Below are 21588 nucleotides of genomic sequence, written 5' to 3'. Positions count from 1 at the left end.
AGCTTGTCGCCCTCGACTCCGTCGGCGCGGATCTCGTCGGCGAACTGTGAGATGTTGTCCAGAACCTGACCCATGATTTTTCCGGCTTTCTGGTTTCGCTACCCGGCGAGTGCCTGGGCAGAATGAAAATCTGTTGGTGAAACGGTGGCAGGTAGCCCGCCGAAGTGCAGAAACGCTTCCCGGTGAGTGGGAGCACCCCCTGTGCGCCTTTTTGGTAGTGGGAGCTACCAAAAAGGCGCACGGGGGCGAAGCCCCTACTTGCCTTCTGGACGCGTCAGGAATGCCAGAACGGACGCGACCCAGGCGTCACGGGCTTCGATCATCGTCCAGTGTCCGCAGTTGGGGAAGATGTGAACTTCGCCGTTGGGGATGTCGCGCATCGGCAGTATCGCCATGTCCACGGGGCTGACGCGGTCGTCGCGTCCCCAGGTCAACAGCGTCGGCGCCTTGATCTTGTTCAGCTGCGCCCAGTACGGCACGGCGGTCGACGCAGCGGCAGCCGCGCCCATGGCGGCCATGGCCTTGCTGCTGTACATCCGTCGGGCGATCTCGAGCGTCATCGGCTCGGTGGCCAGAGCCCAGCGCTCTTCGATCAACTGCTCGGTGACGACCGCGCGGTCGAAGACCATCGAGTGCAGCCACCGCACCAGAGCTTCGCGGGTGGGGTTGTCGGTGAACTCCATGAGAAGTTTGATGCCTTCACCAGGGCCGGGAGAGAAGGTGTTCTTGCCCATGCCGCCGATGGTGACGAGCTTGCTCACCCGGTGCGGTTCGTCGATCGCGACCTTGGTGGCGACGATGCCGCCCATGGAGTTACCGATCATGTGGACAGGTCCGAGGCCGAGGCCGTCGAGGAACATCCCCACCGATGCCTGCGCCATCATCATCGGGTGGTCGGGGCCGGGATCGCTGACGCCGAATCCGGGGAACTCGAGAACGTAGCAGTGGAAGTGCTCCGCGAAGTCGGCGAGAACGCCGCGGTAATTGCGCCAACCGGTGACACCGGGGCCCGAACCGTGCAGCAGCAGGAGCGGCGGGCCGTCGCCGGCTTCGTGGTACCGGAGCACACCGAGATCGGTCTGCAGTTCCTTCAGGGTTCCCTCGTAGCTCAGTTCAGTCGTCATGGTCCGAACGGTGCCATCAGTACCGCTGAGCTGCTATGACTCGTCCCGATCAGCGAGACAAGTCGATCAAAATACGTCAGATCCAGTGGTCGGACGACGCTGCCAGCAGGCGATCCATCGTCTCCGCCGAGAACGTATTGGTCGGAACGGGAGGCGTCTTGCGGCCGCGTCGAGGAGCACCCAGTTCGGGGTACAACGTCCGCGAGACCTCGCGAGCCGCGTCGACGACCAGCGGAGCAACTCGCTCGAGCTGAGCGGTCCGCATGTCACCACACAACGCGATGCTGCCGACTGGACCCTCGTGTCCGCGAATTGCCGAAGCCACACATGCGACTCCACGCGCCGACTCCCCGCGTTCGAAGGCCAGTCCCCGACGCTGACGGATGCGGTTCAGTTCCTGATGGAGCACGGCGACGTCGGTGATGGTGTTCTCGGTGCAGCGGGGAAGAGCCGACCCGAACAGAGCGTCGACGCGCTCGGGGTCGATCCATGCCAGCATCGCCTTGCCGCCGGCCGTCGAATGAGCGAGCACTCTGCCGCCGACGCGGGACGGCAGCGCCGCGGCGAATCGTCCGCCGACCTTGTCGAGGTAGACGCTCTCGCGTCCGTCGAGCACCGACAGGTGAACGACCATGCCGGTCTGCAGGTGCAGTTCGTGCAGAAGCGGTGCTGCGGCTTCGCGGATCTGGCTGTGGCCGCCGTCGCCACCACCGAGGCCGAGCGCGCGGCGCCCGAGGCAGTAGCCGAACGATGCGTGATCGACCCAGTCCAGCTTGACGAGCTGATCGAGAATGCGGTGGACGGTGGACCGCGGCAACTGAGTGCGGCACGCGACTTCTTCCAGCGTCAGCCGCGCGGCGCGGCCGTCGAAGGCGTCGAGAATCAATGTCATCCGCTCGACCATCGACGGCGGCAGATCCTTCTTGGGGTGCCCGGCGGCGTTCTGGACGGTGGACAGTGTGTCGTTCATGTCAACGATGGTCATGGACGCCTCCCGAAAACTGGAATTGATTCTACCGACTATAACCCAGGTCACAGTTTCTGGAAAGTGAATCGGTCGTTTCGATCCCGATCAGCGGTAATTCACCCGCCGCCGCGTCGGTGGGAGCGCTATAAACGCCCGATGCACCTGGGAATCGTCACGCCGGTCCTGATTCAGCACCCGAGCACGCGTTCGGAGTGGGAGGCGAGTGCTGACATCGGCGAGATCGCCACAGTGGCTGCCACGGCGGATCGACTCGGTTTCCATCATCTGACCTGCAGTGAACACGTGGCGGTTCCCGAAGAAATTGCCACCGAACGCGGCGGAACCTATTGGGATCCGCTCGCCACGCTGGGTTACCTGGCCGCACGCACGTCGCGGATCCTCCTGGCGACGCAGGTGCTGGTACTGGGTTATCACCACCCCCTCGAGATCGCCAAGCGCTACGGAACGCTTGATCGCGTCAGCAACGGACGCCTGATACTCGGTCTCGGAGTGGGGACTCTGAAACAAGAATTCGATCTCATAAATGCTCCGTTCGTCGACCGAGGAGCACGTGCCGACGACGCTCTGGCAGCACTTCGAGCATCACTGTCGACTCCGACTCCGGAGTATCACGGCGAGTTCTACGACTACTCCGGATTTGTCGTCGAACCCCATGCCGTCCAGAAACGTGTGCCCCTCTGGATCGGCGGCCGGACCAAGAGATCGTTGCGCCGGGCCACCACACACGGCGACGGGTGGGTGCCGTTCGGGCTGCGATTCTCCGAACTGAAGGAAATGCTCGACGCCACGACGCTCCCCGACGGATTCGACGTAGTGCTTCCCGCCGGTGCTCCGCTCGACCCCCTCGGCAATCGCGAATCCGCCCTTCGCGCCTTGACACGCGTCCGTGACGCCGGGGCGACCATAGCCAGTTGCTCGGTCGGCGCTCGAAGCGTCCAGCACTACTGCGAACAACTCGAAGAACTTCACCGAATCGCCCTCGCCGAGGGCTTCGCTTTCACCACCCCATGATTCGTCAACCTTCCTATACAAAGGACGTACCGATGACCGACTCGACCGCCCTGATCGAATCTCTGCTCGCCCGAGTGGAATTGCTCGAGGACAAACTCGCGATCACCGAACTGCTGACCACGTACAGCCCTGCCGTCGACAGTGGATCAGCCGACGAGGTCGCGAACCTGTGGCTCGAGGACGGTGTCTACGACGTCGACACCGGCGCGATGCACGGCCGCGGCGAACTGCGCGCGATGGTTCACAGCGCCTCTCACCAGAACTGGATCATGAACGGCGCGGCTCACATGATGACGCCCGCGCACATCCGCATCGACGGCAACAAGGCCGTCGCGACCTGCCATTCGCAGTTGGTCATCAAGGACCCCGAGAACCCGACGGGGTTCAAGGTCCTCCGCATCACCGCGAACCGCTGGGAACTGATCAAGACCGACGGCGAGTGGAAAGTCGAACTGCGTACCAACGCCCTCCTCGACGGCCGACCCGAGGCCCGCGCTCTCCTGGCCGCCGGGGTGACGGCCTAACCCCCTGTGCGCGGTTAGGGACCCTCTGGGGTCGCTGACCGCGCACAGCTGTTGAAAGTTCGGCTCCCCGAACTCTATAGTTCACATATTCGAACCAACAGGTCCGAGCACGTGTGACCAGGAGACCGATGAGCACCAGTACGCAAGAGCCGACGACTCCGCGCCGACGACCCACGGGAAGATCCATCGCCCTGCTCGGTCCGGCGTTCGTCGCGGCAATCGCGTACGTCGATCCGGGTAACGTCGCCGCCAACCTGACCGCCGGCGCGAAGTACGGCTACCTCCTCATCTGGGTACTGGTACTCGCCAATGCAATGGCCGTGCTGGTGCAGTACCTGTCCGCGAAACTCGGGCTGGTCTCCGGCAGATCCTTGCCCGAAATGCTGGGTCAGCGCCTGCGTAAGAACAACCGCCGCGCCTTCTGGCTCCAGGCCGAGATGATGGCGATCGCAACCGACGTCGCCGAAGTCATCGGCGGCGCCATCGCACTCAACCTGCTCTTCAACATCCCGCTCTTCCTCGGCGGGCTGATCACCGGATGCGTGTCGATGGTGATCCTGACGATCCAAAGTCGGCGCGGACAGCGCACTTTCGAGTTCGTGGTCATGGGATTGCTGGCCATCATCACCATCGGCTTCCTGACCGGGCTCGCCTTCACCGACGTCTCCGGCAGCGAAGCCGTCGCCGGGTTGGTCCCCCGCTTCGAAGGAACCGAGACCGTACTGCTCGCCGCCAGCATGCTCGGAGCAACGGTCATGCCGCACGCGATCTACCTTCACTCCGCATTGGCACGTGATCGCCACGGCCACATCAAACCCGGGCCACGGTTGCAGCGACTACTCAAAGTCACCCGTTGGGATGTCGTCGTCGCGTTGATCATTGCCGGTGGCGTGAACATCGGCATGCTGCTTCTGGCCGCTTCGGCGCTGCGCGGAGTACCCGGCACCGACACCATCGACGGCGCGCATGCCGCGATCGAGAATTCACTCGGTCCGGGCGTAGCCGTGGTGTTTGCGATCGGACTCCTCGCCTCCGGACTCGCGTCGACCTCCGTGGGGTGCGCGGCCGGCGCCGAGATCATGCATGGTCTTCTGGCCATTCGCATTCCGGTGATCACACGCCGAATCGTCACTCTCATCCCGGCACTGATCGTGCTCGGACTCGGCGTCGACCCGACGCTGGCACTCGTGCTCAGCCAAGTGGTCTTGAGCCTGTGTATCCCCTTCGCGATCATCCCGCTGGTGCGAATGACCTCGGACTCCGAACTCATGGGCGACGCGCGCAATGCCCCGTTCACGACCGTCGCGGCATGGATTGCGGCCGGCTTGATCGTTGCACTCAACGTCGCTCTGCTGGTTCTGACGGTGACAGGCTAGAGCACCGGAGCCACCCAACGCGTCCCTCACAAACGCGCTGGATGGCTCCGGCCGGACTAGGAAACTTGCTCGGCGAGAGTGGCCTTGGCCCAGCGATAGTCGGCCTTTCCGCTGGGAGAACGCCTGATCGACGGAACGTTCATGACGGTGCGCGGCACTTTGTACCGAGCGACCTGCGACGCGCAATGCTCACCGATCTCGGCAGCGTCCGGGACGTCGAAGCCTTCGCGGGTCGTGATGACCGCAGCGACGCGCTCACCGAACTTCGCATCCGGAATTCCCGCGACCAGAGCGTCGAGCACCGCCGGGTGACTCTTGAGTGCCTGCTCGACCTCTTCGGGGTACACCTTCTCCCCGCCGGTGTTGATGCACTGAGAACCACGCCCCAGCAGGACGATCGAGCCGTCGGCTTCCACGCGCCCGACGTCGCCGAGCACCGACATCCGCACCCCGTCGATCACCGGGAACGTAGCCGCGGTCTTGACCGGATCGTTGAAGTAACCGACCGGCACGTGACCACTGCGAGCGATGTAACCGGTCTCGGGCGATCCCGGCTCCAGCGGCCGCATCCTTTCGTCCACGACGCGGGTCTCGTCGCGAGCGGCGATGCGCATCAGGCCGTCTTCGCCGATTTCGAGATTGCCGTCGACGCCCGACTCCGAGGAGCCGAATCCGTCGCGGATCACCAGGTTCGGAAGTATCGACTTGAGCTGCTCCCGCAGTGAGAGCGAGAACAAGGCCCCGCCGGACGAGACCATGCCGACCGTACTGAGGTCGTAATCTGCTGCGTTTGCTGCCAATTCGTCTGCGAGCGGACGGGCCATCGCGTCTCCGACGACGGTGATGGAGACGGCCTTCTCACTCCCGGCGAGCTGCAGGGTCGTCTTCGCGTCGAACCGCGCCATGAGAATTGCGTTGGCGCCCATGAAGAATCCGGTGAACAGCGAGTACGACGCCGCACCATGCATCAGGGGTGCGGTACTGAGCATGTTCATCGCGGGGACGTTCGGCACCGCGGCGAACAGAGCCTCTGCGGTCGTGTGCGGCGGACCGAACGGATTTCCGCCGGTGAGCGCCGCGAAGTAGAAGTCTTCATGACGCCACATGACACCCTTGGGCATACCCGTCGTGCCGCCGGTATAGATGACAAAGAGGTCGTCGTTGCTGCGGGGCGCGAAGTCACGAGTGGCGGGATGCTCCGCGGCAGCGTCGGCAAATCGAACGACGTCAACGCCTTCGATATCGCGGACGGCTGACTCGCCGACGACAACGACGTGCTTGATGCCGGGCGCGGCCGGGAGAACCGTCTCCACGACGGAAACGAACTCCTCGTCCACGATCAGTGCCACCGACTGCGAATCGTTGTACAGGTAGGTCAGTTCGGCGTCGACGTAGCGATAGTTGACGTTGATCGGGACCGCACGAATCTTGAGGCAGCCGAGCAAACTCTCGACGAACTCGACGCTGTTGCGCATGTGCAGAGCGACGTGATCGCCCGGCCCGACACCGACACTCGCCAAGTGGCGGGCAATGCGGTTCGATCCCTCGTCCAGTTCGACGTAGGTGCGACGACGGCCATCGCACACGAGCGCCGTGCGGTCCGGAATCAGATCCGAAATGCCCTCGTACAGATCTGCCAAATTCAGTGACACTGCTGGTGCCTTCCTTGATGTCCGGCCCGGTGAATTCGGGGCCGACCGTACTGCGTTTTCGGTGAGAACTATCCGACCCTGGAGCCGACGAATGCGGCCGAGAACTGAGCGGATCGGTGGTGACGCAAACGCGTACGCGGTGGGATCGCCGCGTCGACCCAAGGTGGCATGCAGCGCTCGTGACCCAGATCACCGCTCCCGCTGAGTGAGACTGCTCCTCAGTTGGTCAAACTTCTGCTCAAAACTAGAACTAATTCTGATTTCGCTCGAATGATTTTTTCGGAAAGACTGCCGAACTCTCGACTTCAAATTAGAATGAATACTAATTTTGCTGTACCTACCCGCCAGACCGGATCGAAGGAGCACGACATGACGCAATCACTGAGCTTGGAAGGCAAAGTTGCCGCCGTCACCGGCGCCGGCGCCGGCCTGGGTCGCGCCGAAGCACTCGGACTCGCGGCTGCCGGTGCAGCCGTCATCGTCAACGACATGGGTGCAGCGGCCAACGACGTGGTCGACGAGATCAAGGCCGCAGGTGGACAGGCACTCGCCATCACCGGCGACGTCTCCGACTGGTCGCTCGGCGGGCGCATCATCGAAGAGGCTGTCAAGAACTTCGGATCCTTCGACATCCTCGTCAACAATGCAGGCATCCTGCGCGACAAGATGATCTTCAACCTGACCGAATCCGATTGGGACGACGTCATCCGCGTGCACCTCAAGGGCCACGCCGCCACCTCGCACGCAGCCGCAGTCCACTGGCGCGCAGCCAGCAAGGCAGCCGACGCACCGGTCTACGGCCGCATCATCAACACCTCTTCCGAGGCCTTCCTCTTCGGCAGCGCCGGACAGCCCAACTACTCGGCAGCCAAGGCCGGCATCACCGCTCTGACGCTCTCGAGCGCAGCAGGTCTCTCCCGCTACGGCGTCCGCACGAACGCGATCTGCCCCCGTGCCCGCACCGCCATGACGGCAGAAGCCTTCGGCGAGAACAACACCGGCGTCGTCGGCCTCGATCCGCTTGCACCCGAGCGCGTCGCGACCCTGGTCAGTTACCTCGCATCCCCCGATTCCGACGAGATCAACGGACAGGTCTTCGTCGTCTACGGCAAGATGGTGGCGTTGATGGAAGCACCCAAGGTCGAGAACCGTTTCGACGCAGCCGGATCCGCGTTCACCGTCGAAGAACTCGGTGGTCAGCTCTCGTCTTACTTCTCCGGCCGTGGGCCGTACGAAACCTACGCTGCCTACAGCATCGCCGGCCTCGAAAAGATCGCACTTGCAGTCGACGAGACCGCAACAGTTTAAGCAGCACTTACGAAGAGGAGCGTTTTCATGAGGTTGAACGGCAAGGTAGCGATCGTCACCGGCGGCGCCGGTGGAATCGGTCGTGCCATCACCCGAGTCTTCGCCCGTGAAGGCGCGAAGGTCCTGTTCGTCGACATCAACGACGAGCAGGGCCAGGCCCTCGAACAAGAACTGGCCGGCTCCGGCAAGTTCCTGAACGTCGACCTTGCTGCCGCCGGTTCGGCCGAGCAGATCCGTGACGCCGCGCTCGAGGCTTTCGGCAAGCTCGACATCCTGGTGAACAACGCTCACGCATCCCGTCAGGCTCCGTTGCTCGAAACCACGCAGGACATGTTCGACCTGTCCTTCAACACCGGTTTCTACCCCGTTGTCCACCTGATGCAGGCATGCCACGACGAACTCGCGAAGACCAAGGGTTCGGTCGTCAACTTCGCATCGGGTTCAGGTTTGGACGGAATGCCCACCCAGACGTCCTACGCTGCGGCCAAGGAAGCTGTGCGAGGCCTGACGCGCGTCGTCGCCAACGAGTGGGCGCCGGAAGGCATTCGGGTCAACGTGGTCTGCCCGTTCGCCGCCACCGAAGGCGTCGTCAAGTGGCAGGAAGCCTTCCCCGAGCGCGCAGCCGCATCGGTTGCCAAGGTACCTCTCGGACGCATCGGTGATCCCGAAACCGACATCGCTCCCGTCGTGGTATTCCTGGCGAGCGAGGATTCCAAGTACATGACCGGACAGACGTTGATGGCCGACGGCGGCAGCATCAAATTGCGATGAGCGAAATACTTCTCGGTGGGCTCAGCTCACCGAGAAGAGTTTCGCAGCGTTGTCGTGCACGACGGCTCGCAGCCATTCGTCTCCGAGATCGAAGCGCGTAACCGCTTGCAAGGCTGTGAGATACGGGTACGGAATGTTCGGGAAGTCGCTACCGAACAGAATCCGGTCCTGCATGTCGACGAGCCGTGAAACGTCTGCCTTCGGGAAGGCGCACTGCTCTTCCGTGAAATCGGTGAACGCCATGGTCGTATCCAGGCGGACGTTGCCGTAAGCCTCTGCCAGATCGAGGAATTCGCTGTACTCGGGCATCCCCATGTGGGCGACGATCAACGACAGGCGCGGGTACCGTGCGAGCAGCGAAGCAATGCGATCGGGTCCCGTGTACTCCCCCGGCGCCGGTCCCGATCCACAGTGAATCACGATGGGCGTCTCGGAGTCCTCGAGCTGACCCCAGACCTTGTCGAGCAGAGGGTCGTTCGGGTCGTAGTTTCCGACCTGGATGTGGGACTTGAAGATTCGCGCGCCCGACTCCAGAGCCTTTCCGACGTACGACGCCGCCGACTCCTCGGGGTAGAACGTGGCCGTGTGCAGGCAATCAGGTGTTTGCGCGGCAAATTCGACGGCCCACTGATTGAGCCACTCGGCCATCGCGTGCTTGTGCGGGTAGATCATCGACGTGAAAGCCCGGACACCGAACTCGCGGAGACGGTGTACCCGCTCCTCCTCGGCAAGTCGGTACGCGATCGGCCATGGTCGACCGATCATCGGTCCCGCTGAATCGAAGTAGCCCCACACCTTGTCCATGACGCTCTTCGGCATGAAATGGGTATGGACGTCGATCACGCCAGGAACACCCAACTCGCGCCAGAAAGCCCGAACCTCGGCGATCTCCTCCGGTCCGGTCGATGGGACCTCTTCGGTACACACGTCTGACACCCCTTTCGTTCGCTCGACCATACCGAGTGCCGTCGCGCTCACCGGGACAGGTCGTTGACGGCCCGCGCTGAGCACCCGAATGTGAACCCATCTTGCCGATCACCGTTGGAGGTTGAATGTCTCAGGCCGAGTCCGAAGTGGGATCGATCAGTGCCGTCGAGGAACTGCTCGCAATCGAGGAAATCAAACGTGTCTTCGCCGCGCGCCTACGCTGCATGGACACCAAGCAGTGGCACGTCTACCCAACCCTGCACACCGCAGACGTCGTCAGCGAGACGTGGGGCGGACTCCCGACAGACAAGCAACCCAAGACCGGTGACACCTCGAACCAGGTAGTGGGCATCGACAAACTCACCGCGGCAATTCGGAACATGCTCGACGGCGACATCCCCCTCACCACGGCGCACCACGCACACACTCCCGAAATCGTGCTGACCTCACCCACCACCGCAACCGGTATCTGGGCGATGGAAGACATGCTGTGGTGGAACGACGGCGAGAAAGAACTACACCTGCACGGCTACGGCCACTACCACGAGGAATACCGCAAAGAAGACGGCAAGTGGCTGATCAGCTACCGAACCCTCACCCGGCTCCGTGTCGACCAGGACCCCGGATTCTTCCGATTCATGAAAGCGCTGTGACGAAGTGACCAACCCGCTGTTTCAACCGCTCCGCATCCGTTCGCTCGAATTGTCCAACCGCATAGTCATGTCGCCGATGACGCGCACGTACTCCATCGAGGGCGTGCCTGGCCGCGACGTCGCCGACTATTACCGCCGACGCGCCGAGGGCGGTACCGGACTGATCGTCACCGAAGGCGTCGCGATCGATCACGAGACTGCTGTCGACCACGCCAACGTCCCCAACCTCCACACTCCCGCTGCTCAGGCCGGATGGCGCAAGGTAGTCGACGACGTGCACGCTGCTGGCGGCAAGATCGTGCCTCAGCTCTGGCACGTCGGGCCTCTGTGGGGCGCGATGACGCAGATGGACCCTTCGCTCAAGCCGATGCGTCCCTCGGGTGAGTGGGGTCCGCTGGGCGTCACCTCGTACTCCGCGGCCTACGTCGAACGTGCGCAGGCGAGCACCGAAGCGATGACCGAGCAGGACATCCAGGACGTCATCGACGCGTATGTCCGTAGCGCGAAGCACGCCGTCGAACTCGGCTTCGACGGTATCGCGATCCACGGCGGTCACGGCTACCTCCTCGATTCCTTCTTCTGGGAGGGCACCAACCAGCGCGACGACGCGTGGGGCGGCGACTTGGAGCGTCGTACCAAGTTCCCGGCCGCCGTCGTCGCTGCGATCCGCGCGGCCATCGGACCGGATCTGCCGATCATCTACCGTTTCTCGCAGCACAAGCAGCAGGATTTCACCGCGAAGATCGCGGAGACCCCCGAGGAGTTGGGCGTCATCCTGGGCGCGCTGGTCGACGCCGGAGTCGACGTTCTCGATGCCAGCATCAGGCGCTTCGACGTCCCCGCCTTCGAAGGCAGCGATCTCTCGCTGGCCGGTTGGGCGAAAAAATTGACCGGCGCCGTCACGATGGCCGTCGGCAGCGTCGGTATCGGAAAGTCGCTGCGGGACAGCCGCATCGAAGGCGTCGCCCCTGTCGTCGACAACATCCCACAGCTCGAGGAGCGCATCGGCAGTGGAGAGTTCGATCTGATCGCGATCGGCCGTCTCCACCTCGCCGATCCGGCATTGGCGACAACCCTGCGCGACGGTAGTCCGCTGCCGGCCTTCGATCGAGCGGTGCATGAGGGCAGCTTGATCTAGGGGCTCCGCCCCTGTGCGCCTTTCCGGTAGTTCGCACTACCAAAAAGGCGCACAGGGCCGAAGGCCTTTATGTTCGACCCATGACTACTTTCAACGCCTGGGTCGCCCGCGAAAGCGACGGCACCATCGACTTCGCCCCCGAAACCGTCGACGAATCCTTCCTCCCGGCAGGTGAGGTCACCATTCGCGTCGAGTATTCGAGCGTCAACTACAAGGACGCGCTCGCGGTCACGCCGAAAGGCGGGGTGGTTCGCGAGTACCCGATCGTCCCCGGCATCGACGTCGCCGGCGAGGTCATTTCCTCCGAGTCCGACGCATTCGCCCCGGGCGACAAGGTCGTCGCACATGGCTACGAGATCGGGACCGCCCGCAACGGCGGCTACGCCGAGATCGCCCGTTTGCCTGCCGAGTGGGTCGTGAAGCTCGACGGCATTTCCACCGCCGACGCTGCTGCAATCGGCACGGCAGGATTCACCGCAGCCATGAGCGTCCAAGCCATTCTGGCCAGCGGAGTGAAGCCCGCCGACGGTCCCGTCCTGGTGACGGGCGCGAGCGGCGGAGTCGGCACCGTCAGCGTCGACCTTCTGGCAAGCGCAGGCTTCGACGTGGTCGCCTCCAGCGGTAAGCCAGGCGCGGCAGACCTTCTGACGTCACTCGGTGCGTCTTCGGTGATCGGCCGGCTCCCCGAAGATCCCGACGCCAAGCCTCGCCCGCTCGGAAAATCTCAGTGGGCGGCGGCCGTCGACTGCGTCGGTGGGAAGACTCTCGCTCACGTTCTGAGCACGATCAACTACGGCGGTGTTGTGGCCGCCAGCGGATTGACCGGCGGCGCCGCGCTGCCTACGACCGTGCTGCCGTTCATTCTCCGCGGAGTCTCACTGCTTGGCATGGACTCGGTATTGATGCCGATCGAACCCCGTCGCGCGCTGTGGGCCCGTCTGGGCTCCGACTTGGCCCCACGTCATCTGAAGGAGATCACGAACCTCGTTGCCGTCCGCGACGTCGTCTCGGTGATCGATCAGGTACGCGAAGGCAAGTACACCGGCCGGGCGCTGGTTCAGGTTGCCGACGGTTTCTGAACCGCTCAGAAAAGTGTGAACAGATCTGCCGGTTCTTCGGCCGTCGTGGACTTCTCCTTGTAAGGGGAGTTCACGGCGGTCGGTTCCTTCTTCACCGGGGCAGCAAGCGGGACCGATGCGATGTCCCCCGAGACGATGGCGCGTGCGGCTTCGCCGGCCAGCTTGTCTGCCATTTCGTTGTAGTGGTTGCCGACGTGCCCGCGCACCCAACGAAAGCGCACCGGACCGACTCGATCGGTGATGGCTCGGTCGATGCTCTGGACCAGTTCCAGGTTCTTGACCGCCCCACCGCTCGCGGTCTTCCAGCCCTTGCGCTTCCAACTCGGCAGCCATTCCGACGCGCACTTGATGGCGTACTGCGAGTCGGATTCGATGAGCAGAGGATCAGCACCGGGATGGGCGACGACGGCCTCGAAGAGCGCACGCAACTCGGCAATCTGATTGGTGCCGGACGCTTCTCCGCCGGACATGCTCGGACCCTCGTGATTGACCCACGCCCAGCCGATAGCCCCGCCGGGGTTTCGCAGACAGGATCCGTCGGTGCTCACGATGATCATGGCTCGGACAATACGTTGCGCCACCGACACACGCCTTAACGGAGGATGGACGGTGGCGATACGCTGACCTCGATGACGCCGCTATCTCCGGTCGACGAAGTCACGGTGACTTCTCAGCGACCGCTCGATGCCGCGCTGACGCTCAGCCCGCATCAGCGCGGACCCGGCGACCCCGCACATCGACGGTCAGCCGACGGAGCGATCTGGCGAGTTTCCCGCCAACTTTCGGGTCCTGTGACCTACCGCATCACGCAGTCGGATCGCCATACGGTCCGGGTACAGGCCTGGGGTCCCGGCGCCACGGAATTTCTGACCGGCGCCGAAGCTCTGCTCGGTCTCGACGACGAGGCCGAAGATTTTGCGCCCGAGCATCCCAAGCTCGCCGAAGCTCATCGACGCTTCCCTCATCTGCGCATCGGCCGCACCGGACGCGTCATGGAAGCCCTCGTTCCCGCGATCCTCGAGCAACGCGTCCACGGCATCGACGCGTTTGCCGCATGGCGCCGGCTGCTGACCAAATTCGGGGAGCGCCCACCCGGCCCCGCGCCCGACGGAATGCGAGTTCCACTCACCGCGGACCAATGGCGACGAATGCCGTCGTGGGAGTTTCATCGCGCAAATGTCGATCCCGCGAGATCCAAGACGATCGTTCAGTGCGCTCGGGTCGCCGACCGCCTCGAGCAGGCGTCATCGTTCCCCCGGGCCGAAGCGACCAAACGATTGCGAGCGGTGCCCGGCGTCGGGATCTGGACTGCCGCGGAAGTGGCTCAGCGCGCCTTCGGCGATTCCGACGCACTCTCGGTCGGCGACTACCACCTCGCTGCGGTCGTCGGCTGGTCGCTCCTGGGTGAACCGATCGACGACGCCCAGATGGTGCAGTACCTCGCTCCCCTCCAACCGCATCGATACCGCGCGGTGCGGCTTCTGCAGGTCAGCGGCCAAGCCGTCAAACCCAAGTTCGGTCCGCGAACTGCCGTTGCCGACCACCGCTGGCACTGAGCACCAGGAGATAAAGAATGTCGACCCGATACGCACACATCGCCTTCTCCCCCGCTGCGGTGGAGCGTCAGCGGTCGACCGGGAGTTTCACCGTCTACGGTTCAAAGCTCGATCAGCCCGACGAAGGTCCGATGGAATTCGATTTCCGCGCTCAGGGATTCGTGAAATCCGTGGATTCCTTCTTCATGTCCACGGTGACGCCCGACGGTTGGCCGTATGTCCAACATCGCGGCGGACCGCGCGGATTCCTGCATGTGTTGGGCCCGAATCGAATCGGATTCGCCGATCTCCCCGGCAATCAGCAATTCGTGACGCTCGGCAATCTGGAAGAGAACAATCGCATCTCGCTGTTCGTCATCGATTACCCGACGCGAACGAGATTGAAGATCTACGGGCGTGCACACGTGATCGAAGCGGACGAGGACCCTGAACTGCTGCAACAACTCTTGCAGGTCCCCGGCGGCACCATGACAGCAAAAGCGCAGCGCTCCATCGTCGTCGAGGTCGAAGCGTTCGACTGGAACTGCAGTCGAAACATCACACCTCGCTTCGACAAGGAGCGCATGGACGAATCCCTCGCTCTGGCACGCCAACCCCTGCAAGCCGAGGTCGATCGGCTTACTGCCGAGGTCGAAGAATTGCGCGCGCGGTTGTCGAAAAACGAATGAGACTGGGCGGTTTCAGGGCCCCCGGAGTCGGGTAGCCACCAAACACGGCCCGTCGCGCGGAGACGACGGGTCCCGTTGTGCCCGAGGAGGTCCGCACGATCGATCCAGACGGTGGAGTTCAGGCTGACGAACTGCACCGCCACCATTCACGACTGGTTCCACACAGACAGATTGGCCGTCCCCATGAAACTGTCCCGAACTCTCACCATGTCCGTTCTCGTCGTCGCCGCTGTCGGCGCCGGAGCCGGCACCGCGGTCGCAGCGCCCCCGAATGCGGGCTTCGATCCGTCCCAACCCCTATTGACCCCGACCGCCGAGTCGAACAGCCAGGCGGCGTTGATGCTCTTCCCCGGTAACGATCCGAAGCAAGCCGCGTTCGACACGATGGCCAACGAGGTCAATATCGGCTGGAACAACGGCGGCGTGCAGTCGACGCTCATCGGAGCCAACCTCGGCGTCGGAATCGGCTGCCTGTCGATCTTCCCGAACTTCATCGCCGGCTGCATCGTCGGTGGAGTCATCGGCACGGTTGCCGGAGTCGGCGCGGGAATCACCAACGGAAACCCGAACGCTGCGCCGGCCGTCGAGAAGTTCTTCGCGACTCCTTGAGAGACGCTCAGCTGTGCGTGTGCCCGGGGGTGGGTGTCTCGTCGTGAAAATGTGTGGCGCCGATCGAATGCAACAGCTGGTGAACGGTGTCGTCTGCCAGTTGGTATCGCATCGATCGGCCGTCGCGCGTCGCGCTCACCCACCCCTGGCTACGCAGTAGCCGCAGCGCATGTGAGACGGCTGTGCCGCTCATCCCCAGCGCCACGGACAGATCCGTGACGCAGATACCCGGTGCGTGGTGAAGGCAGAGCAACAGACGCAGACGGTTGGCGTCGGAGAGAAGCTCGAAGCGACCGGACCAACTGGTGACATCGAGACCCTCGAGTGCAGCCCTGGCGCGACGAACATCCTCGACGCTCAGCGCGCCACTGGTGTCTGCTGCGCCTGCATTCGTCAACCGACTGCCTCCGTAGAACTTCCGATCCCCCGCCGCAAGTGTACCCAGAAGCGAACCTCGTCAGGCAGACTCCACCACGGCTGCCATGCCCTGGCCACCGCCGATACACATGGTCAACAGCGCTTTTCCGCCGCCGCGACGGCCGAGTTCGTGAAGCGCGGTTGTTGCCATACGCGCACCCGTCGCTCCCACGGGGTGCCCGAGCGAGATGCCGGAACCGTTGACGTTCAGTCGATCGAGGTCCTCGAAGCCCCATTCCTTCACTACGCCGAGAACCTGGCACGCAAACGCCTCGTTCAGCTCGACCAGATCGAAGTCGGCAAAGCCTGCCCCTGTGCGAGCAAACAGTTTCGAGACGGCGGCAACCGGTCCGAGGCCCATCAGCGCCGGTTCACAACCGGCCGCGGCCCAACTGTCGAGGAACCCGATGGGTTCCAGCCCCAGCTCGTCCAGGCGATCCTCGGCGACCACCAACATCGCTGCCGCAGCGTCATTCTGTTGGCTGGCGTTACCGGCGGTCACGACGCCTCCCTCGGACACCGCACGCAGCCGTGCCAGGGTTTCGAGTGAGGTATCCGGACGGATCCCCTCGTCAGCACGAAACTGTGTGACGTTCCCTTTTCGATCCGTCAGTTCGACGGCGACGATTTCGGCATCGAATCGGCCGGATTCTCTTGCCAGTGTAGCTTTTCGGTGACTCTCGACGGCGAAGGCGTCCGACTCTTCCCGCGTGATCCCGCAGCGTGTCGCGACGTTCTCGGCCGTTTCGATCATTCCGCTGATCCGGCCGAAACGCCACTCGGGTTGCGAGCGCTCTCGACCACGATCGAGGCGGTCGAACAGTTGCAGCCCACCGGATTTGGTGCCCCACCGCGCTCCGGTGGTGTAATGCTCGATCCCGCTCATCGATTCGACGCCGCCCGCGAGAACCACGTCGGCAGCACCCGTCTGGACCATCATGGCCGCGGTAACGATGGCCTGCAGACCCGTTCCGCATCGGCGATCCGTCTGGAAGCCGGCTACCGAAATCGGCAACCCGGCCTCGAGCGCCGCCCACCTTCCGATGCACGGTGCTTCCGAATTGGCATACGACTGCCCCATCGCGACGTCGTCGATGCGGGACGGATCGATTCCGCTACGACGCACGGTCTCCTTGACGACAGTGGCAGCCAAACTTTCCGCAGGCACGTCACGAAGTGCCCCTCCGAAACGGCCCACCGCGGTTCTGACCGGCGCGACCAATGCTGCTCGTTTCACAACTGACCTCGAATTTCGTTCTGGAAGAATGGAAAAGGATTCAGGAGACCAACAGGCGCACGGTATCCGCCACCAGCGCAGGTTTACCTGCTCCTTCGATTTCGATCGTGTACCGCACGACAATCGTCGCGCCCTTCGCGGTGCGCTCGAAGGAAAGAATCTCCGCACCTGCCCGCACCGAAGAACCGACCTTGACCGGTTCGGGGAATCGCACCTTGTTGCTGCCGTAGTTCACGATCATGGAGATTCCGTCGACACGCATCACCTGAGCGCCGAGCACCGGCAACAACGAAAGAGTCAGATAGCCGTGGGCGATGGTGCCGCCGTACGGACCCTGCGCTGCGCGCTCGGGATCCACGTGAATCCACTGGTGATCCTCGGTGGCGTCGGCGAACTTGTCGATCCGATCCTGTGTGACCGGGAACCACGCGCTGTAGCCCAAGTGCTCACCGACAGCCGTCTCAACTTCGTCGATTCCGTTGAAAATTCGCATAGTTCTCTCCTGAAAGGTGTTGAACAGCAAAGAAAAGTGCAGCCCTAATGTGCGCCGCGGCGCAGCGTGACCCGATACGTGTACTGCTCCGGCAAGAAATAGCTCACCGACAACTCGTTGGCAACGCCCTGCGCGTTGGAGTACAAACGGTCCACCCGCAACATGGCGTGGCCGATCTCGCAATCGACGTCCCTGGCAACGTCTGCCGTTGCCGGGGACACCGTGATCGATTGTGCTGCTTCGACAATCGGACTGTCGATCAGCGGTTCCAGCAGGCCGATCACCGTATTGGCGCTCACCGCACCGGCCGCCATGGCGGGCAGGTCGATGATCTGCCGCGCGATCGCCTCCGGCAGATGCGCCGTCGTCTGCACGAACGGAACTCCCTCGTGTATCCGTCGGAAGACCACGGTGTACACGACGTCGGTGTCGAGCCGAAGCCGACTGGCCGCCTCGATGTCCACGCGCCGTTGCAGCGGTGACACCACTTCCATCGTCGTGTCCCGCGAAAGGTTCATGAGATCTTCGATGGATCCGAGATGACGGAGATAGCGGCCGCTGTTCTCGGTCACGAAAGTCCCGCGCCCGGGTACTCGGTACACGATGCCCTCGGCAACAAGATCGTGAAAGGCTCGGCGGACCGTCTGCCGACTCACGCCGTGATGCTGCGCCAGTTCGGATTCGGTGGGCAGTTGAATGCCGTCGCGGTAGGTACCGGCAGAGATCTGCTGACGAAGCTCACGAGAGAGGCGTTGGTACGCCGGCTCCGTCTCTCTTTCCTTACCGCTCATAGCGACATGATCCTACTTGCTCACCGGTCCGTCACAGACCGCCGCGGGCAACCAGCTGCGAAACGATCACGTTGCGCTGAATTTCGTTGGTTCCCTCCCCGACGATCATCAGTGGCGCATCACGGAAATACCGCTCGACGTCGTACTCCGTCGAGTAGCCGTAACCGCCGTGGATGCGGACGGCGGACAACGCGATTTCCATCGCCACTTCGGAGGCGTACAGCTTGGCCATGCCTGCCTCCATGTCGCACCGCTCGCCGCTGTCGTACATCTGTGCCGCGTGCCACGTCAGCTGCCGTGCGGCCGTCAGCTTCGTTGCCATGTCGGCGAGGTAGTTGCCGATCGACTGGTGCTTCCAGATCGGCTGGCCGAAGCTCTCGCGCTGCTGCGCGTACGCAAGTGAATCCTCGAGTGCAGCCGTGGCGACGCCCAGTGCACGGCAAGCCACCTGGATACGGCCGGTCTCGAGCCCCTTCATCATCTGCCCGAAACCCTTTCCGGGAGTGCCGCCCAGAATGGCCGACTCGGCGATGCGGTAATTGTCGAAGGACAGTTCACAGCTCTCGACGCCCTTGTATCCGAGCTTCGGGAGGTCGCGGGACACGGTCAGCCCTTCGCCGTGCTCGACGAGAACAATCGAGATGCCCGCATGACGAGGGCTTGCGCTTGGATCGGTCTTGCACAGCAATGCGATCACGCCGGATCGGCGGGCATTGGTGATCCATGTCTTGGCGCCGTTGACGACCAGATCAGTGCCGTCGCTCTTGGCGTTGGTCGTCATGGCCTGCAGATCGGAGCCACCGCCGGGCTCGGTGAGGGCCATCGTTGCCCGGATCTCGCCGGTTGCCATTCGCGGCAGGTACTTCACCTTCTGCTCTTCGGTACCGAACAGCGAGATGAGCTTGGCAACCACTGTGTGTCCGCCCATCGCTCCTGCCAGGGACATCCATCCGCGCGACAGTTCCTGCGTCACCTGCGCATAACAGGGCATGGACACCGGCGATCCGCCGTACTCCTCGGGAATCGCGAGGCCGTAGATCCCGATCTGCTTCATCTGATCGATCCACTTCTCGGGATACTCGTTCGCGTGCTCCACCTCCTGGACCGTGGGTTTGACCTCTCGGTCGACGAACCGGCGCACGGTTTCGATCAGGAATGTCTCTTCGTCGTTGAGCTTGAGCATGAATCCGCCTCGACTTGAAATAAGTTTGTACGGCCATATTTCGATATTGTTCGCGCAATGTCAATACCGCGCCTTGACATCGATACGCAGCAACTGCCAGCATCGAGGCAGTTCGCTGCACATCAACGCCGTTCACGGCAGCACATCTATTTCGCAACTGGCCGTACATTTGATCACCAGATCGAGGTAATCGACACACTATGGACGAGAACCACTACCGCGCGACCAGACGCCGTGCGTCCCTGGTCGCTCCGGGTTCAGACGAGCGCAAGGCCCGCAAGGCACTCTCTTCGAACGCAGACGAGGTGATTCTCGACCTCGAAGATGCCGTCACTTCGGCGAACAAGGACCTTGCGCGAACCCTCGTGAGTTCCTTGGTGCACGAGTTCGGTAGAGCGCGCACCATCTCGGTCCGAATCAACGGCCTGACCACGCCATGGGCCCGCGACGACCTGATCGCCTGCGGCACCCTCGGAGAATCGCTGACGAGCGTGATCGTCCCTAAGGTCGAGTCCGCCGACGAACTCCTCGAGGCCGAGCGCATCCTCTTCGCTGCCGGTGGGCACCACACCACCCTGCAAGCCCTGATCGAAACTCCGCTCGGCGTCCAGAATGCCGACTCCATCGCCCGCGCGACTCCTCGTCTGCAGGCCGCGATCATCGGATACGCCGATCTCGGTGCAGCGCTGGGTCGCTCACGCTCGGCACTGCCGGAACACTGGCTTGCCGTCCAGGACAGAATCCTGATCGCCTGCCGCGCAGCCGGCGTCGCCGCCATCGACGGACCCTTTCTCGGCATCACCGACGACGACGCCTTCCGCCGCGCTGCGCACTGGACCAGCGCTCTCGGGTTCGACGGTAAATGGGTCATCCACCCGGCGCAGATCGACTCGGCCACTACCGCATTCACTCCTTCGGACGACGCCGTCAATGACGCCAGACAGGTGTTGACCGCACTCGAAGAAGCCGAAACCCTGGGTTCCGGCGCCGCCCAGCTCGACGGCCAAATGCTCGACGAAGCCGTGGCCGTGGCAGCGCGTCGTACGCTTGCCCGAGCCGAAGGAGTCACCGTATGAGCGAGCACTACGTGGGAGGACCGTACTTCGACGAACTCACCCACGGTCAGATCTTCGACGAAGCACCAGCGGTGACGTTGACCAGTGGACTCGCCGCCTCCCATCAGGCGATCCTCGGTGACCGCATGCGCTTGCCTCTCGACGCACACCTGTCGTCGAGCGTCACAGGTTCCGCTGCACCAGTGGCGAATCCAGGACTGGTCACCGACGTCGCCATCGGCCAGTCAACCGTAGTCACACACCACGTCAAGGCAAACCTCTTCTACCGTGGACTGCGATTCCACCGTTTCCCGGTACTCGGTGACACCCTGTACACGCGCACCGAGGTTGTCGGTCTGCGCGAGAACTCGGCCAAGCCGGGACGCGGCGCCACCGGACTTGCCGCGCTACGGATGACGTCCGCTGATCAGAATGGCAACACGGTCCTCGACTTCTACCGCTGCGCCATGCTCCCCCTGAGCCCCGACCCGATCGAGACGAGACCTCGCCACGCCGACGACCTCTCCGTGATCGGTCCGTCCGAACCTGCGCCGTACGTATCACCTGACGGTTGGGACCTCGACACATATCGAGACCGGGTACCCGGCAGGCACTTCGATTCCGACTTGGTGGGCTCCGTCTTCCACAGTAGCGGCGACGTCGTCTCCAGTGCACCCGAACTTGCCCGGCTGAGCTTGAACATCGCAGCGACGCACCACGACGATCGCGTCGGCACCCACGGTCGCCTCGTCTACGGCGGCCACACCATCGGAATTGCACTTGCCCAGGCAACTCGCGCTCTGCCCAATGTGGTGACGGTTCTCGGATGGCACTCGTGCGATCACACCGGGCCCGTTCACGAGGGCGACACCCTCACGAGCGAACTGCACGTCGAAAGTTCGTCGCCCCTCGAACACGGAACCGCAGTGCAACTGCGTTCGCTCGTGTTCTCCCACAATGCTTCTGCAACACAGACTCCGGTTCTCGACTGGCGTTTCACCGTGTTGATGGCATGATCGCACACTCTT

General features: G+C 63.2%; 23 protein-coding genes. 13 read left to right on the top strand and 10 right to left on the bottom strand.

Going from position 1 to position 21588, the window contains the following annotated elements; all coding sequences use genetic code 11:
* Positions 1-254: 254 nt before the first annotated feature.
* Both AC2ETI_RS21560 and AC2ETI_RS21555 read right to left on the bottom strand, forming a co-directional pair.
* Positions 255-1124 carry an alpha/beta fold hydrolase gene (locus AC2ETI_RS21560; RefSeq protein ID WP_477846496.1) on the bottom strand — a complete coding sequence of 290 codons (870 nt, stop codon included), beginning with the start codon at positions 1122-1124 and terminating at the stop codon, positions 255-257.
* A 76-nt stretch (positions 1125-1200) separates the two neighbouring features.
* Positions 1201-2109, bottom strand: coding sequence for an IclR family transcriptional regulator (locus AC2ETI_RS21555; protein WP_195790777.1), 909 nt, complete (start codon positions 2107-2109; stop codon positions 1201-1203).
* Between the two features lie 138 nt (positions 2110-2247).
* On the opposite strand from AC2ETI_RS21555, the gene AC2ETI_RS21550 reads away from it, so the two are divergent.
* The 3 genes from AC2ETI_RS21550 to AC2ETI_RS21540 all read left to right on the top strand — a co-directional run bounded on the left by AC2ETI_RS21550 (position 2248) and on the right by AC2ETI_RS21540 (position 5023).
* Positions 2248-3123: a TIGR03619 family F420-dependent LLM class oxidoreductase gene (locus AC2ETI_RS21550; protein WP_046379321.1), complete on the top strand. Its 876-nt coding sequence runs from the start codon at positions 2248-2250 to the stop codon at positions 3121-3123.
* A 32-nt stretch (positions 3124-3155) separates the two neighbouring features.
* Complete coding sequence (locus AC2ETI_RS21545) at positions 3156-3647, top strand: nuclear transport factor 2 family protein (RefSeq protein ID WP_003939809.1); 492 nt, start codon at positions 3156-3158, stop codon at positions 3645-3647.
* Between the two features lie 128 nt (positions 3648-3775).
* Positions 3776-5023 carry an Nramp family divalent metal transporter gene (locus AC2ETI_RS21540; protein WP_019745383.1) on the top strand — a complete coding sequence of 416 codons (1248 nt, stop codon included), beginning with the start codon at positions 3776-3778 and terminating at the stop codon, positions 5021-5023.
* A 56-nt stretch (positions 5024-5079) separates the two neighbouring features.
* Here the strand turns inward: AC2ETI_RS21540 and AC2ETI_RS21535 are convergent, their stop codons facing one another.
* A complete protein-coding gene (locus AC2ETI_RS21535) occupies positions 5080-6675 on the bottom strand; it encodes an acyl-CoA synthetase (RefSeq protein ID WP_483634370.1) in 1596 nt (531 codons plus the stop codon).
* 369 nt (positions 6676-7044) lie between these two features.
* Here AC2ETI_RS21535 and AC2ETI_RS21530 point away from each other — a divergent pair, with 369 nt between their 5' ends.
* On the top strand, positions 7045-7983 hold the full coding sequence (locus AC2ETI_RS21530; protein WP_007729451.1) for a 3-oxoacyl-ACP reductase: 939 nt from the start codon (positions 7045-7047) through the stop codon (positions 7981-7983).
* Positions 7984-8010: 27 nt separating this feature from the next.
* Positions 8011-8754, top strand: a complete 744-nt coding sequence (locus AC2ETI_RS21525) for an SDR family NAD(P)-dependent oxidoreductase (protein WP_019745385.1) — start codon at positions 8011-8013, stop codon at positions 8752-8754.
* A 21-nt stretch (positions 8755-8775) separates the two neighbouring features.
* Here AC2ETI_RS21525 and AC2ETI_RS21520 read toward each other — a convergent pair whose 3' ends face one another.
* Entirely contained in the window at positions 8776-9681 is a 906-nt protein-coding gene (locus tag AC2ETI_RS21520; RefSeq protein WP_003940342.1) for an amidohydrolase family protein, read from the bottom strand.
* Between the two features lie 125 nt (positions 9682-9806).
* Here AC2ETI_RS21520 and AC2ETI_RS21515 point away from each other — a divergent pair, with 125 nt between their 5' ends.
* The 3 genes from AC2ETI_RS21515 (at position 9807) to AC2ETI_RS21505 (ending at position 12551) form a co-directional block, all read left to right on the top strand.
* Positions 9807-10334 carry a nuclear transport factor 2 family protein gene (locus tag AC2ETI_RS21515; RefSeq protein WP_019745387.1) on the top strand — a complete coding sequence of 176 codons (528 nt, stop codon included), beginning with the start codon at positions 9807-9809 and terminating at the stop codon, positions 10332-10334.
* Positions 10335-10338: 4 nt separating this feature from the next.
* The gene (locus AC2ETI_RS21510) at positions 10339-11472 is read left to right on the top strand and encodes an oxidoreductase (protein ID WP_019745388.1); all 1134 of its coding nucleotides are present in this window, start codon (positions 10339-10341) and stop codon (positions 11470-11472) included.
* A gap of 80 nt (positions 11473-11552) precedes the next feature.
* The gene (locus tag AC2ETI_RS21505; RefSeq protein WP_092764131.1) at positions 11553-12551 is read left to right on the top strand and encodes an MDR family oxidoreductase; all 999 of its coding nucleotides are present in this window, start codon (positions 11553-11555) and stop codon (positions 12549-12551) included.
* A gap of 5 nt (positions 12552-12556) precedes the next feature.
* Here AC2ETI_RS21505 and AC2ETI_RS21500 read toward each other — a convergent pair whose 3' ends face one another.
* Positions 12557-13108, bottom strand: coding sequence for a ribonuclease H family protein (locus AC2ETI_RS21500; protein ID WP_007729467.1), 552 nt, complete (start codon positions 13106-13108; stop codon positions 12557-12559).
* A gap of 45 nt (positions 13109-13153) precedes the next feature.
* Here AC2ETI_RS21500 and AC2ETI_RS21495 point away from each other — a divergent pair, with 45 nt between their 5' ends.
* The 3 genes from AC2ETI_RS21495 to AC2ETI_RS21485 all read left to right on the top strand — a co-directional run bounded on the left by AC2ETI_RS21495 (position 13154) and on the right by AC2ETI_RS21485 (position 15384).
* Positions 13154-14107, top strand: a complete 954-nt coding sequence (locus AC2ETI_RS21495) for a DNA-3-methyladenine glycosylase family protein (protein ID WP_019745390.1) — start codon at positions 13154-13156, stop codon at positions 14105-14107.
* Between the two features lie 17 nt (positions 14108-14124).
* Complete coding sequence (locus tag AC2ETI_RS21490) at positions 14125-14775, top strand: pyridoxamine 5'-phosphate oxidase family protein (protein WP_019745391.1); 651 nt, start codon at positions 14125-14127, stop codon at positions 14773-14775.
* A 111-nt stretch (positions 14776-14886) separates the two neighbouring features.
* The gene (locus AC2ETI_RS21485) at positions 14887-15384 is read left to right on the top strand and encodes a hypothetical protein (RefSeq protein WP_020970854.1); all 498 of its coding nucleotides are present in this window, start codon (positions 14887-14889) and stop codon (positions 15382-15384) included.
* Between the two features lie 7 nt (positions 15385-15391).
* On the opposite strand, the gene AC2ETI_RS21480 is transcribed toward AC2ETI_RS21485, so the two are convergent.
* The 5 genes from AC2ETI_RS21480 to AC2ETI_RS21460 are packed head-to-tail and all read right to left on the bottom strand — an operon-like array spanning position 15392 to position 19505.
* Positions 15392-15781 (bottom strand): ArsR/SmtB family transcription factor, encoded by a 390-nt coding sequence (locus AC2ETI_RS21480; RefSeq protein WP_019745393.1) that lies wholly within the window; start codon positions 15779-15781, stop codon positions 15392-15394.
* Positions 15782-15841: 60 nt separating this feature from the next.
* A complete protein-coding gene (locus tag AC2ETI_RS21475) occupies positions 15842-17038 on the bottom strand; it encodes an acetyl-CoA C-acetyltransferase (RefSeq protein ID WP_069145568.1) in 1197 nt (398 codons plus the stop codon).
* Between the two features lie 40 nt (positions 17039-17078).
* Positions 17079-17531: a MaoC family dehydratase gene (locus tag AC2ETI_RS21470; protein ID WP_483634369.1), complete on the bottom strand. Its 453-nt coding sequence runs from the start codon at positions 17529-17531 to the stop codon at positions 17079-17081.
* Between the two features lie 44 nt (positions 17532-17575).
* Complete coding sequence (locus AC2ETI_RS21465) at positions 17576-18322, bottom strand: GntR family transcriptional regulator (RefSeq protein ID WP_003940169.1); 747 nt, start codon at positions 18320-18322, stop codon at positions 17576-17578.
* Positions 18323-18353: 31 nt separating this feature from the next.
* Entirely contained in the window at positions 18354-19505 is a 1152-nt protein-coding gene (locus AC2ETI_RS21460) for an acyl-CoA dehydrogenase family protein (protein WP_019745395.1), read from the bottom strand.
* Positions 19506-19705: 200 nt separating this feature from the next.
* On the opposite strand from AC2ETI_RS21460, the gene AC2ETI_RS21455 reads away from it, so the two are divergent.
* Both AC2ETI_RS21455 and AC2ETI_RS21450 read left to right on the top strand, forming a co-directional pair.
* A complete protein-coding gene (locus tag AC2ETI_RS21455) occupies positions 19706-20581 on the top strand; it encodes an HpcH/HpaI aldolase/citrate lyase family protein (RefSeq protein WP_483634368.1) in 876 nt (291 codons plus the stop codon).
* Positions 20578-21576 carry a MaoC family dehydratase gene (locus AC2ETI_RS21450; RefSeq protein WP_279217813.1) on the top strand — a complete coding sequence of 333 codons (999 nt, stop codon included), beginning with the start codon at positions 20578-20580 and terminating at the stop codon, positions 21574-21576. Before AC2ETI_RS21455 ends, AC2ETI_RS21450 begins: the two co-directional genes overlap by 4 nt.
* Positions 21577-21588 lie beyond the last annotated feature (12 nt).

It is taken from the genome of Rhodococcus sp. MurmanLake-1, from assembly GCF_056945715.1.
The sequence above is the reverse complement of the archived record's forward strand: the minus strand, read 5'-3'. Positions and strand labels throughout refer to the sequence as shown.

Coding starts and splice junctions, on each gene's coding strand:
- AC2ETI_RS21555 (WP_195790777.1), bottom strand. CDS start 2,109: ATGACCATCGTTGACATGAACGACACACTGTCCACCGTCCAGAACGCC.
- AC2ETI_RS21495 (WP_019745390.1), top strand. CDS start 13,154: ATGGACGGTGGCGATACGCTGACCTCGATGACGCCGCTATCTCCGGTC.
- AC2ETI_RS21560 (WP_477846496.1), bottom strand. CDS start 1,124: ATGACGACTGAACTGAGCTACGAGGGAACCCTGAAGGAACTGCAGACC.
- AC2ETI_RS21525 (WP_019745385.1), top strand. CDS start 8,011: ATGAGGTTGAACGGCAAGGTAGCGATCGTCACCGGCGGCGCCGGTGGA.
- AC2ETI_RS21460 (WP_019745395.1), bottom strand. CDS start 19,505: ATGCTCAAGCTCAACGACGAAGAGACATTCCTGATCGAAACCGTGCGC.
- AC2ETI_RS21490 (WP_019745391.1), top strand. CDS start 14,125: ATGTCGACCCGATACGCACACATCGCCTTCTCCCCCGCTGCGGTGGAG.
- AC2ETI_RS21465 (WP_003940169.1), bottom strand. CDS start 18,322: ATGAGCGGTAAGGAAAGAGAGACGGAGCCGGCGTACCAACGCCTCTCT.
- AC2ETI_RS21515 (WP_019745387.1), top strand. CDS start 9,807: ATGTCTCAGGCCGAGTCCGAAGTGGGATCGATCAGTGCCGTCGAGGAA.
- AC2ETI_RS21505 (WP_092764131.1), top strand. CDS start 11,553: ATGACTACTTTCAACGCCTGGGTCGCCCGCGAAAGCGACGGCACCATC.
- AC2ETI_RS21540 (WP_019745383.1), top strand. CDS start 3,776: ATGAGCACCAGTACGCAAGAGCCGACGACTCCGCGCCGACGACCCACG.
- AC2ETI_RS21550 (WP_046379321.1), top strand. CDS start 2,248: ATGCACCTGGGAATCGTCACGCCGGTCCTGATTCAGCACCCGAGCACG.
- AC2ETI_RS21545 (WP_003939809.1), top strand. CDS start 3,156: ATGACCGACTCGACCGCCCTGATCGAATCTCTGCTCGCCCGAGTGGAA.
- AC2ETI_RS21470 (WP_483634369.1), bottom strand. CDS start 17,531: ATGCGAATTTTCAACGGAATCGACGAAGTTGAGACGGCTGTCGGTGAG.
- AC2ETI_RS21530 (WP_007729451.1), top strand. CDS start 7,045: ATGACGCAATCACTGAGCTTGGAAGGCAAAGTTGCCGCCGTCACCGGC.
- AC2ETI_RS21450 (WP_279217813.1), top strand. CDS start 20,578: ATGAGCGAGCACTACGTGGGAGGACCGTACTTCGACGAACTCACCCAC.
- AC2ETI_RS21500 (WP_007729467.1), bottom strand. CDS start 13,108: ATGATCATCGTGAGCACCGACGGATCCTGTCTGCGAAACCCCGGCGGG.
- AC2ETI_RS21455 (WP_483634368.1), top strand. CDS start 19,706: ATGGACGAGAACCACTACCGCGCGACCAGACGCCGTGCGTCCCTGGTC.